The sequence below is a fragment of the Shewanella olleyana genome, assembly GCF_023283825.1.
GTDB classification, from domain to species: Bacteria; Pseudomonadota; Gammaproteobacteria; order Enterobacterales; family Shewanellaceae; genus Shewanella; species Shewanella olleyana.
Window position 1 is genome coordinate 187253 of record NZ_JAKILD010000004.1, and the last position, 12884, is coordinate 200136.

Annotated in this window: 10 protein-coding genes and 1 pseudogene; 8 read left to right on the forward strand and 3 right to left on the reverse strand. The window is 40.5% G+C overall.

Annotation, left to right across the window (positions count from 1 at the left end):
* Positions 1-58: 58 nt before the first annotated feature.
* The gene (locus L2735_RS04600) at positions 59-1930 is read left to right on the forward strand and encodes a hypothetical protein (protein ID WP_248983584.1); all 1872 of its coding nucleotides are present in this window, start codon (positions 59-61) and stop codon (positions 1928-1930) included.
* 138 nt (positions 1931-2068) lie between these two features.
* Positions 2069-3475 (forward strand): OmpA family protein, encoded by a 1407-nt coding sequence (locus tag L2735_RS04605; RefSeq protein ID WP_248983585.1) that lies wholly within the window; start codon positions 2069-2071, stop codon positions 3473-3475.
* A gap of 87 nt (positions 3476-3562) precedes the next feature.
* Here L2735_RS04605 and pyrC read toward each other — a convergent pair whose 3' ends face one another.
* The gene (gene pyrC, locus L2735_RS04610) at positions 3563-4600 is read right to left on the reverse strand and encodes a dihydroorotase (protein WP_248983586.1); all 1038 of its coding nucleotides are present in this window, start codon (positions 4598-4600) and stop codon (positions 3563-3565) included.
* Between the two features lie 424 nt (positions 4601-5024).
* Between pyrC and L2735_RS04615 the strand changes: the two genes are divergently transcribed.
* Positions 5025-6203 carry a BamA/TamA family outer membrane protein gene (locus tag L2735_RS04615; protein WP_248983587.1) on the forward strand — a complete coding sequence of 393 codons (1179 nt, stop codon included), beginning with the start codon at positions 5025-5027 and terminating at the stop codon, positions 6201-6203.
* Between the two features lie 42 nt (positions 6204-6245).
* On the opposite strand, the pseudogene L2735_RS20155 reads toward L2735_RS04615, so the two are convergent.
* A pseudogene (locus L2735_RS20155) lies at positions 6246-6434 on the reverse strand (hypothetical protein); the annotation flags it as partial.
* Between the two features lie 346 nt (positions 6435-6780).
* Here L2735_RS20155 and L2735_RS04625 point away from each other — a divergent pair.
* The 5 genes from L2735_RS04625 (at position 6781) to L2735_RS04645 (ending at position 11269) form a co-directional block, all read left to right on the forward strand.
* The gene (locus tag L2735_RS04625) at positions 6781-7899 is read left to right on the forward strand and encodes a PQQ-dependent sugar dehydrogenase (RefSeq protein ID WP_248983588.1); all 1119 of its coding nucleotides are present in this window, start codon (positions 6781-6783) and stop codon (positions 7897-7899) included.
* A 124-nt stretch (positions 7900-8023) separates the two neighbouring features.
* The gene (locus L2735_RS04630) at positions 8024-8359 is read left to right on the forward strand and encodes a 5-carboxymethyl-2-hydroxymuconate Delta-isomerase (RefSeq protein ID WP_248983589.1); all 336 of its coding nucleotides are present in this window, start codon (positions 8024-8026) and stop codon (positions 8357-8359) included.
* 73 nt (positions 8360-8432) lie between these two features.
* Positions 8433-8780: a tautomerase family protein gene (locus L2735_RS04635; protein WP_248983590.1), complete on the forward strand. Its 348-nt coding sequence runs from the start codon at positions 8433-8435 to the stop codon at positions 8778-8780.
* A gap of 235 nt (positions 8781-9015) precedes the next feature.
* Positions 9016-9276 carry a hypothetical protein gene (locus tag L2735_RS04640; RefSeq protein WP_248983591.1) on the forward strand — a complete coding sequence of 87 codons (261 nt, stop codon included), beginning with the start codon at positions 9016-9018 and terminating at the stop codon, positions 9274-9276.
* A 1210-nt stretch (positions 9277-10486) separates the two neighbouring features.
* Positions 10487-11269, forward strand: coding sequence for a BRO-N domain-containing protein (locus L2735_RS04645; RefSeq protein WP_248983592.1), 783 nt, complete (start codon positions 10487-10489; stop codon positions 11267-11269).
* A 105-nt stretch (positions 11270-11374) separates the two neighbouring features.
* Here the strand turns inward: L2735_RS04645 and lysS are convergent, their stop codons facing one another.
* On the reverse strand, positions 11375-12877 hold the full coding sequence (gene lysS, locus L2735_RS04650) for a lysine--tRNA ligase (RefSeq protein WP_248983593.1): 1503 nt from the start codon (positions 12875-12877) through the stop codon (positions 11375-11377).
* Positions 12878-12884 lie beyond the last annotated feature (7 nt).

Consider the following 12884-nt stretch of genomic DNA (forward strand, 5'->3'; position numbering starts at 1 on the left):
TTGATAATTATGTTTAAATGCCCTCTCAGTTAACCTCAATGCTTTGTAAGGACACAAAATGCATTCAAAAAGTTTTATTTCTGTTTTAGTTACTGCTTCATTATTATTGGGCTGTGGCTCATCAGATTCTGATAGCCCTGAACCCATTACACCTGAAGTAACGCCACCAGACACTTCAACCCCACCTGATACTACAACTCCTCCTGATACTACAACTCCTCCAGTAGTAACTGAATATGATCATCAAGTTACTGGTTTAGCGGTATTTCAGGGGGCATTGGCTGGCGCTAATATCTGTGTAGATTTAAATTTGAATCTAGCATGTGATAGTAATGATCCAGCCACCACAACGGATGTAGATGGCAATTACCAGATCGATTGGACAAGTGAAACGGAAACCCCTGAATATTACCTACTAGCTGATTGGAATGCCGTTCCAAATAGCAGTAACCCTGCACAAGCGATTAAACTTAATTTTAAGAATGCTATAGAAGTACAAAATATCAATCGTGTTATTTCTCCAGAGGGTCAAGGTCAATTAATTGCTCTGCCTCAACACAACGGTGCCATTAATTCATTAACAAATATCCAATTCTCTAGAATGCTTGAAATGAAAGAATTAGGCTTAGCTGAAAACAAAATCACTTCCCTTATGAGTGAGCTAAGTGTTTTACTAGCTGCGGTATATAAACAAAATGCATTAAACCCATATCAAGTGACGGCAGCTAATTCTCTTTCTGATGATTTTTTAGCTGCTGATGCATTTCATCGTTACTTGGATGAAGTGATTGCTGGGCAAGTGCCTGAGTTATTAGCACTTGAAAATATTTTAGGAATTAGTTATTCAGATCTTCAATTAATGCTTCAAGAGAGCGACTTAACTTTAGAAGAATTCATTGCGTTAGATCCGCTTGCAGCAAGAATTATTATTAGTAATGCCGCGATATACCTAGGTTACACTGACACCCCTATTGATAAGCGCATTATGGGCCAAGTCGACTGGGATATTGTGCTAGATAATCTGCAGAACGAATCTGGTTTAAAACATACACTCTCGCTTCAATCTAATGTTGATTTTTCAAGTTTCAGCTTGCTCAATAAAAGCCTTGATAAAGGGCTCGCTGGGTTTGTAATGAATGACCAAGTAACAGGCTTTGAGTTTTCCATCTCATCCGACTCGAGTAATGAAATAACCACTAAATGTTGGAATAAAGAAGTTAACACTTGGCTTGAGCCTGATGAAATACCTGAAGGGTATGTACAACCGACTCCTTATGCCGACGGCAATCGATATGTTCAACATTATTCTGGGACGACTACGCCAATCAACTTTCACTTTAGTAAATATTTTACTGCTGATAGTGAATGGGACAATGTTCTAGCGACCACAGCAAATGCATTGACACTAAATCAACTGTCTTGGCCAGAAACCTTATACAGATTAAAGATGGAACAGACTGAAGATGTTATTTGTCGCCGCGCTGACGGGAATAATCAAAGTTTTGTTATTCCTGAATATAGTTCTGCTGAGGATATCAGTACTACCGATATCGTAATGACTTTCTTCAGTTCTGATTACCCTGAATTAACAGATATAGATGATGAAAATAACACCTTTACGATTAAAGATTACCAAGGCGAGTTAACTGCATCTTATCAATGGAAGGTTATCACTAGTCCAAATGATAAAGATATGATTGAAGTGGTTAAAGTCCCCCTTGCAGTGGGCGCTCCGGCAATTATGGAAAGTACTTATTACCTATTAGAAAATAGCGCTGAAGAACAACTTGCTGTTGAAGTTAGTTTTTATCCTACAACTTCTGAAGAGTCTTTAAATGCTCCGTTAATCGTCACTTATGATGAGGAAGCGAGTGAATTTACCGACACTTTATATCAGCACCTGTTAGGGTTAATGACCACACAACCTTAATCTTCTAAGAACCAAATGCCCGCTTCATGCGGGCATTATTATCAATGGACGATAAACATGTATTTACCTTCTTTACCCACTAAGAATATAGTCACAAAACTAGCTTTAAAAAACTCAGCTATTTGTTTCTTAACGCTCATGTTTACGATCTCATCCCCCGTATTGGCCAAAACCAAAGCACCTTTATTTACCCCACCAGCTGAGATAAAAAAGACCTCTACATTGGTGCGAAACTACAGTCCATATTCGCTGATTAATCAAACTGAAAAATCAATAAAGTCGATACCAATTGAAGGTCGATTGACTCGAATTAACTATCGCTTAGACCCCAAATTCACATCGCACAACTTAATCAATAACTATTTAACTCAAATAAATTCGTTAGGCGGTGAAGTCATTTTTAGTTGTCGAGATAATGCCTGTGGCAAAGCCTCTAAACTAGAAAGCCTATTAAAGCCGATTGATAACAGCGGTAAAGACAACCCAGCCCTTGTTACCGCGAGAATCAATCTTGAAAACCGTAAATTATTCGCCTCTATTTATATTTCCAGCTGGAAAAAGGCGACAAATATCCAACTGGATACGATTGAAGTGATTGAGGAGCCTTTAGATATTATTGCTATTGATAAAGACTATCTACAAGCTGAGGTAAGTGAGATTACCGTAAAAGATAACAGTAACAAGGATGAAAGAGGCGCTAGTGATCACCCTATGCTAACCCGTATTCCAGGCGCTTATATTCAAGACTATAAGAGCTTTCAATTTGGCCAAACCACTGTAGCTTCAGGCAAAGTCGGTAAGAAATTCACCACAGAAGTCATTGAAGGAAAAATTACCGATATTGCATATAATTTACCTCGCAGCTATTCAGAATACGAAGTCGATGCAAACTATCAAGCAGCACTAAAAAAGCTAGGGTTTATCGAGAATTTTAGCTGTATAGCAAAAGAATGTGGAACCCACACTAAATTCCAAAGAAACTTCAATGCTCTCGCCACCAATGGCACCACAGAAAGCCAATTCTATCGTTTCTATTCACTGCAAAAACCAACAGGTAATGTATATGCGATGACATACGTGATTGGTTACATTAATGGACTTTCGAGTGAATTAAGAATCGTTGAAGAAAACACCTTAAACACAGACCGTTTAACCATCGACTTAGATGGGCTAACGGACAAAATAGCCCAAACAGGCCACGTCGCGCTTGACGGTTTATTATTTGAATTCGACAGCGATAAACTGATGCCTGAGGCAATGGATGTAGTAAAAGTGGTTGCTGAGTATCTTAAAAGCCACCCAAAACAACAATTCTATGTTGTGGGCCACACAGACGATCAAGGCGGGCAAAGTTATAATAAGGTGCTGTCAGATAAACGCGCAAAAGCGGTGAGAAGTGCATTAATAAATGACTTTAATATTAAGCCAACTCAAGTTGAATCAACTGGGCTTGGGGAATATGCCCCAGTAGCCAGCAACATGAATGATGCAGGTAAAACACAAAACCGCCGCGTCGAGCTGGTATTGCGATCAGACAATAAGTAATCGTTAACTTAATACCCAAAATCCGATTACAAAAAAGCCAGCAATTAGCTGGCTTTTCTTATATTAAATCAAAAAAATCGAAACCGATTAAACTGTTTTCACTTTCCAGTTAACCGTTTCGCCCGCAAAGAATGGCACGATTGGGTTCTCGTTTGGCAAGATGATTTGCTCTGGCACAGTCCAGCTTTCTTTCACTAGTGTGACTGTACCCGTGTTACGCGGTAGACCATAGAAATCGGCACCATGGAAGCTTGCAAAACCTTCTAATTTATCCAGCGCGCCTAAGTCATCAAATACTTGTGCATATAGCTCTAGTGCACTCCATGCGCTGTAACAACCTGCACAACCACAAGCTGATTCTTTACGGTGTTTTTCGTGTGGCGCAGAATCTGTACCTAAGAAGAACTTGCTTGAACCCGTTGCCACTGCAGCTTGCAATGCTTGCTGGTGAATATTGCGCTTAAGCACAGGTAAACAGAAGTTATGTGGGCGTACACCACCCACTAATAAGTCATTACGGTTTAACAGTAAATGCTGCGGAGTAATCGTCGCAGCGATGTTGCTTGGGGCATCAGCAACAAACTCAGCCGCATCTTTAGTGGTGATGTGCTCGAATACAATCTTAAGGTTTGGCATCGCCGCAACAATGCGCGCCATGTAGCGATCGATGAACACCTTTTCGCGATCGAAGATATCAATGTGCGACTCAGTCACCTCACCATGAACCAGCAACAACATACCTTGCTCAGCCATGACTTCAAAAATTGGGAATAACGCATCTAATGCTTTAACTGCTGCATCAGAGTTAGTTGTAGCGCCCGCTGGATATAGCTTTGCTGCAACCACACCCGCCGCTTTGGCATCAATAATGTCTTTCGCAGTAGTGTTATTGGTTAAGAACAATGTCATTAATGGCTCAAATGAACTGCCTGCAGGACGCGCCGCTAAAATACGCTCGCGGTAGGCTGATGTCATTGCAGCATCTGTGACTGGAGGCACTAAATTTGGCATCACAATCGCACGTTTAAATAAACGAGCTGTTGCTGGTACGGTTTCTTTTAGCATGTCTCCATCACGGAAATGAAGGTGCCAATCGTCCGGCGTAGTAATAGTGATTTGCGTCATTTAGATCCCCTAAAAAGTCGATTACCGATAATTGGGCGCTATTGTGCCTGAAAAGCCCTTTTCTTAATAGATCCAATGTCTGAACATAGATTTTGAATATTGTAAATCGACCGTTCAACCTTGGGTCAGTTGCACTTTGCAGATTGCACTTTGTAGATTGCGCTGTGCAGATTGAATTTCAATTGAGTCGCGTTGAACAGTGAGTCCATCACCTAGCCGCTGAATTAATACGCTGCTCCTTACAATTAAATGCAGCCACCCAAATTAAGCATTAACAAACAACAGCCCCTTTAAACCCTTAATAATTCTTAAAATCAGCCTGCCTTTCACTCAATTGCCACACACATCTGCTACAATTCAAACAAATAACCAACAACCATTGAGTTACCACAATATTTCTTAGCTGTTTAGGGATGAATAATTTATGAAATTGAATATTATTACCAGTGTCGTACTCAGTAGCCTATTTTTTAGTTCATCAGCAACTGCGGTTGATTTTTTCGACCCCATTGACGGTCAATTTGATGTGGGTGAATACCTTGCTGAAAATGCGTATGGCTTCCTGCCAGTGCCAAGCATTATTACTGAACCGTCATTAGGTACAGGTCTAATGGTTATGGGGCTCTTTTTACATGAAGACGAAGAGCAATCATTACAAAGACAAAAGGTTGCCCGAGAATCCACTGATGGTGGCGCAAACTTACTCACTCCAGGCATTTCAGTAATAGGTTTAGGTGCAACCGACAACAAAACAAAATTTGCATTCGCAGGCCATAGGCATACTTGGAAACAAGATGGTATTCGTTATCTTGTTGGGGGAGCTTATGGTGATATAAATATGAATTACTACAGCCAACTTAATTTGGGATTAGACTTGGCATTAGATTTAAATATGGAAGGTTATGGTGTCTTACAGACAGTACAATTTAGAATTGCTGATAGCCCGGTATTTTTAGGTCTCAGTCAAAAATATTTAAGTCTTGATTTATCCGCCAATAATGACCTTTCATTTATTCCACCAGAGTTATCTGATCGTTTACTGGGCTTATTTAATCTGTCTCCGACAGTATCTTCGCTTGGCGCTATTTTGGAATACGATAGCTTAGATAATTTCTTCATGCCCTCAAAAGGTTATGACTATACCCTAACATATGATTGGTATGACAAGGCTTTTGGAGGAGATTATAACTATCAATCTTTAAGTGCTACAGGGATTAATTACTGGCCAATTTTAGACAATCTCTCTTTCGGGCTAAAACTCAGTTACCAGTCAGTTGAAAGTAGCTCTTCAATTCCTATTTTTTCCTACCCTTATATTGATTTGCGCGGTATCCCAAGTAATCGCTATCAGGGAGAGAATGTTTCAACAGCTGAAATCGAGTTGTTATGGAAAGTCACTCCTAGATGGATGCTCCTTGGATTTACAGGCTCAGGCCTTGCGGGAAGCAGCGCCAGTGAGATGTGGGATGCCGACAATCAAAATAGCTATGGCGCAGGTTTTCGTTACACTATTGCTAGACGCTACGGACTATATATGGGAATTGATGTTGCTAAAGGGCCAGAAGATACCGCATGGTATGTCAATATTGGTACCGGATTTTAACCCTTTTGTACTAATGAAGCTATGCACCCATAACGGTATGCACTAATCACAGTATCCACTAGGGCGTGTTGATCTTTCAAGGTTGTTTTTGCAGCGAATTGTTGGCCATTTATACAAGGCAGAGACTTTGTGGTGTAGTTATTCTACATAAAAAGTCGATAACGCAGTAAAAATCGCCAACAAACGCTGCCCAAAGGGTTCGACTAAAAGTGTTTTACTCTTTGTTGGATGCGTATTTTTAAAAAGAAGTGCTTAGATGACTAGGCATCAATCCATCCGCCTCAATTAAAACACTTTTATCTCGAACAAAATTTAACCAGCAAAGATCAACACGCCCTCGTGACGTTTTGTAGAAGTAACTGCATATAGCAAGCTTAATCAATGTATCAGCCATAGGGGCATTCCCCTATGGCTTTTTGTGTTATTCACCAAAGTAAGCGCTGATGTTGCTCTGTTAACCTAAAATGACGCCACTGCCGATTGATATACTGTCAGCCCTTAGTAAATATCAATAAACTTTAGTAAGCTTCATTCAGCAAAACCTTAACAATAACAATAACAAATAAAGGTAAATATAATGAAAATACTATCTAATACCTCTTCTATATTCCGCCAAGGGCTTGGAGTAGCGCTATTCTTACCTATCAGTGTTAACGCATTGCCGTTAGAAAAAATCCAACTCCCTGCTGGCTTTAATATTGAACTGTATGCCGAAAATGTTAAGAATGCGCGCCAAATGGCCTTAGGTGATAACGGCACTTTATTTGTGGGCAGTCGCCGCGCTGGGAATGTCTACGCGTTAATTGATACCAACCAAGACAATAAAGCCGATAAGCAAATCATCCTTGCCAAAGACTTGTTCTTACCTTCTGGCCTTGCCTTCCATAATGGCGATTTATATGTCGCTGAGGTGGATAAGATTTGGCGTTATAACCAAATTGAAGCTAGCCTACCTACCATTCCCGAACCTGAATTGGTGTATGACAAACTGCCCAATAAAGCACATCACGGTTGGAAGAACATAAAATTTGGCCCAGATGGTAAGTTGTATATTCCCATTGGCGCGCCTTGTAATGTCTGTGATGATCCCCTGCCATACTCGTCAATCTTAAAACTCGATGTCGATACCAAGCAAATCACCACTGTTGCCCAAGGCGTGCGTAATAGTGTCGGTTTTGACTTTCATCCTCAAACAGGTGAGTTGTGGTTTACCGACAATGGCCGCGACATGATGGGGGACGATTTACCTGATGATGAGCTAAACCGTGTTAGTAAAGAAGGTCAGCATTTTGGTTTCCCATATGTACATAACGCTGACATTAAAGACCCTGAATTTTATAATGCAGAAAAAGCCAAGCTCAATACACCGCCAGAGCTTAATCTTGGCGCGCATGTAGCCGCATTGGGTATGGAGTTCTACCTTGGAGAGCAGTTCCCTGCTGAGTATCAAGGCAGTATTTTTATCGCCCAACACGGCTCTTGGAATCGCAGTAGTAAAGTTGGTTATCGTGTCATGCAAATCACACTCGATGGCAACAAAGTCACAGATTATCAACCCTTTGCCACAGGTTGGCTTCAAGGCGAACAAAGTTGGGGACGCCCAGTAGCAGTACTCACCATGCCAGATGGATCGCTGCTGGTGTCAGATGATGCCGCCGATGCAATTTATCGTATTCACTATCAAAATAACGACTAACCTAAGTGGTTATAGAGTAAATCATCCAAGGGGAGCATTATTAGATTCCCCTTGAATTATGTTCAGATGTTTTGTCATCACCTTACGTAACATATAAAAACCGCATTCAGTATTGGAGGGTTAAATGCCCCATTGTATCGTCGAACATTCAGCTAACCTTAACGGTCAAACTTTGGTCGATTTAGTACATCAAGGTGCACTGGCATCTGAGTTATTTCAAGCGCAAGGCAGCGACATAAAAGTCAGAGCCATTCCTTACTCAGAATTTAAAACTGGCAGGGTTGATATCAGCTTTGTCCATGTAACCATGAGGATTTTATCGGGCAGAAGTGACGAACAAAAAACCATGTTAACCCAGCTGGTATTAACGCAGTTACAAACCTTGATTAAAGTGGATTGCTCTTTGTCGGTTGAGGTTGTGGATATTGACCGAGAAACGTATTCTAAAGTGGTTGTTTAACCACTTTGAGTTTTTAATAAAAACGTTAAATCGCTTTCAAAGTTAATTATCACTATTTTCCAGGAATTGGTTGATGCCCCACGTAGAAATTAAATACTCTGATAATCTCAACATCAACACACAAGCTATTTTTGATGATGTCGAAATTATCATTAATCAAAAAGACGCCAGTGCTGGCGTTTGTAAATCAAGAGCTTACCCTTGCTCTGAATATAAGCATACCCATATTCTGGTTACCATATCCTTGCTCACTAAGCCCCATCGAGATGAACAATTCACATTAGAATTAAGTGCTGAGATAGAGTCTGCGATTAAACCTCACCTTAAACAAAACCTGTATTTTTCATTAAATATTGAATACAGCAGTGCCTATTACACAACCAATGTGCATCAAGTAGATGGCGAAACTTTAGGTAGCTAATTCGTTTGGAATAACTTTATGGCGCATCACAATCAACTTAAAATTTATCAGTGACAATTTCATACACTTACATCGAAAAGTTGTGAATAAACGCAAATTTCAAAGATTCAAAACCAAATACAATTTATCGTTTATTCAATAACTTAAATTAGCACGTCCTCTATTACGCTATTAATACAACCCAATTTATCAGTCGTAAATTGTGACTAAATTTCATTTTATAAGGACGTTTCCTGTGAAAAGATCAATCCTATTATCAATCACTTTACTGTCACTAACAGCATGTTCGGATGGCCAAACAGGCAAGGCTTGTTTAGGTGAAGACAATTACACACTTGTAGAGGGACTCGGTGACCAATGCAAAGCTGGTGACGCAATTGCAACAAAATACCCATCCTATTTCTGTGATTTTAACTATGCTGTCGCCTATAGCGATTATAATGCAGCAATGTGCATTTACAGTGGTAAAAAGAAAGTTGAGAGAATAGAAGGCTAATCCGTAACGCTGCAGGTTTCGCACTTAGTTTTATTTCCAAATTTCGTTTGGATTGAATCAGCGATTAAACGTCATCTGAAACAAAGCCTGTATTTTTCATTAAATATTGAATACAGCAGTGCGTATTACACGATTAATGTACATCAAGTTGACGGTGATGATATTTCCAAACTTCGTTTGGATTAACACCGTGGGTTTTCCACCCACACCCGACCAAAAGGGAGTGAACTTCGACTCCCTCTTACTTTTTGCTAAGAGCTATGCCCCGCAGCTCCGGCGAAATTTGAACAGCAAAATTTCCAACGGAGAAACATCCAGCTTTTGCCTTTAAATTTAGTCTGCTTCAGCAAGCTACGAAAATCACTAACGCTTACAATGGGGCATCCTAGTTGTATTTCCAAACTTCGTTTGGATTAAGTTCAAAGTCGTGGCGCTTCGCCCACACCAGACTAAAAGGGAGTGAACTGCGACTCCCTCTTAGAACACCCCGCAGCTCCGGCGAAATTTAAACAACAAAATTTCCAACGGAGAATCATCCAGCTTTAGCCTTTAAATTTAGTCTGCTTCAGCAAGCTACGAAAATCACTAACGCTTACGATGGGGCGTCCCTTCCCCTCGAAAGCTAGCTGGCCATCCTTGGCCAGACTCACGCAATTTTCTTGCTTACCTCAATTCAAATTGAACATTCAAATCTATACAAGATTTTAAGTTTATCTAGCTAAGAATAATAAACCTGCGGGCACAACAATTCCCCATTGAAATTGCTGAAATGCGTTGAAGAAAATAGCGTAAGCCTGACAGGACGTCAGGCTAGCTTTAGTAGGCCATGGATGGCCTGTCTAAAGCGTTAGCTATTTTCGAATAAGCATGAGGCTTGCTCGCTTTTAAGAGCAATTTCGTAGGGGCGGCAAGGGATATCGAAAAGGGAAATGCTGTTGTTTCCCTTTCGTCGGGTGTGGGCGAAGCGCCACGACTTTAATGCCACTTGCTGTATCAATTTAGATAGATGGTATTTCAACCTAAAAACTCAATAGCATCAATTAATAAAGTGTAGTAACTTAATAAATTAACGGTATAAATCATGTAAATTGAATAGAAAATTTCATCTAATTTTCCTCTGACTAATACCTTCATTTGTGCATTTTACAATCAACCTGAAATTGACTTAGCAAAGTCACTAATAGTTCTAATGAATTGGAGTTTATCTTGAATGGGTAATAATTTAGTAAATGTCTGTTATGAAGGAACGTCTGGACAAACAGATATAAGAACAATGTATATCGACGATATTCTTCATTTTTCATTAACGGATGTTTTTGTAGTTTTGAACAAAGAGAATAAAAGTATGGGTGAACGTAACCCAACAAGAAACATCCCAAATCTAATAAAAACACTTATAACAACTTTAGATGAAGATGAATTTACTCAGTTTCCCCATTCCAAACCAACTCCGGGATTAGAAACTGAAACTTTCGTTACGCAACCTGGGTTAAACCGGGTAATGGGAAATGATGACTCTGCAGCAGGAAGAAAATTCCAACGTTGGTTATATCACGAAGTCGTCCCCTCTCTGACGAAATTTGGTTCTTATCCACCTCCAATTACACCACAAGGATCAGCACTTTCACAAATGGCTGAAATTGTGGCGCAAAACTCAAGAGTGCTGGCAGATACCATTATTCGCCAAGACAGGTTGGAGCAAGAAGTAAGCTATGTTAAAGGTGATATAAACAATGCCCAAGAACGTATCGAAAAACTTGAACTTCAAGGAACTGACAGTAAATTTATCATGACTGTTCGGCAGTGGTTTGAGAAAAAAGAAATAGTTTTAACAGGTAAAAAAGAGTTTGATATTGTCACATGGTGCGAAAATATTAGCCTTCGCGATAACAAGAAAAAAATAGCCTGTCCATCAGGAGAAAGGCTAAACGCAAAATTCAACCAAGATGTTATTACTCAAGCAAAATCATTGGTAGAAAACGCTCAAGGGTAGTAGATTTCACCCACAAAAAAACCAGCCACTCGGCTGGTTTTTAGTTTCTTACTCTAAAGCAAATTAAGCCCTGTTCTTAATTAAACATCAGGCTTAATCCAACAATTACCCTTGTGGGCGCATTGCTGGGAACAAGATCACGTCACGGATTGTGTGAGTGTTAGTGAATAACATCACTAAACGATCGATACCAATACCTTGACCTGCTGTTGGTGGTAAACCGTGCTCTAGTGCTGTGATGTAGTCAGCATCGTAGAACATTGCTTCGTCATCACCTGCATCTTTTGCATCAACTTGCGCTTTAAAGCGGTTGTCTTGATCTTCTGCATCGTTAAGCTCAGAGAAACCATTAGCAACTTCACGGCCGCCGATGAAGAACTCAAAACGGTCTGTGATGAAGTGGTTTTCATCGTTACGACGTGCAAGTGGTGAGATGTCAGCTGGGTAACCAGTAATGAACGTAGGTTGCATTAACTGTGGCTCTGCAGTTTCACCAAAGATCTCTTCAAGTAGTTGACCGCAAGTCCAGAACTTCTCGATGGTCATGCCAATGCTTTTCGCAAGGTTACGCATAAACTCAACGTCTTTAACTTCTTCGTAAGTCATAGACTGGATCGTTTCGTTGTCTGGGTTGTATTTCTTAATCGCATCTAACATGCTTAAACGCGCGTAAGGGCCACCAAAGTCAACAGTGTGCTCGCCGTATGGCAGTTGTGGAGAACCACAAAGTTCAGTGGCGATTGAACTTAGCATTTCTTCTGTTAAGTCCATTAGGTCGTTGAAATCAGCGTAAGCCATATAGAATTCCATCATAGTGAATTCTGGGTTATGACGTGGCGATAAACCTTCGTTACGGAAGTTACGGTTGATTTCGAATACGCGCTCAAAACCACCAACAACTAAACGCTTAAGATATAGCTCTGGCGCAATACGTAAGTACATTGCGATGTCTAATGCATTGTGATGCGTTTCGAATGGACGAGCTGAAGCGCCACCAGGGATGCTGTGCATCATTGGGGTTTCAACTTCCATGAATTCTTTTTTCACCATGAAGTTACGGATAGCCGAAACCACTTTTGAACGCATGATGAAAGCTTCACGTGACTCTTCGTTAACGATTAAGTCAACGTAACGCTGACGATAACGGGTTTCTTGGTCAGTTAGGCCGTGGAATTTTTCAGGTAGCGGACGCAATGCTTTAGTGAGCAATTGGTACTGCTCCATGTTCACGTATAAGTCGCCTTTGCCTGAAAGGTGAAGCTTACCAGTCACACCGATGATGTCGCCGATGTCTAAACCTTGGAACGTCGCTTTTAAATCTTTTTGAACATCTTTACCAGCGTATGCTTGGATGCGACCAGATACGTCTTGGATAACCAAGAACGGGCCACGTTTAGCCATAACACGACCAGCGATTGAACGCTGGATGTCCATGCCTTCCAATTCTTCTTTTGTGTGATGTCCGTATTCAGCTTGAATATCGGCAGCCTTGTGTTTTCGATCGAAGTTATTTGGGTGACCATTTGCTGGGCAGTTTTCGCGGATGTGGTCTAACTTCGCGCGGCGCTCTGCAATTAACTTGTTTTCGTCTTGAGTTTGTTCAGTCATCTTCTTC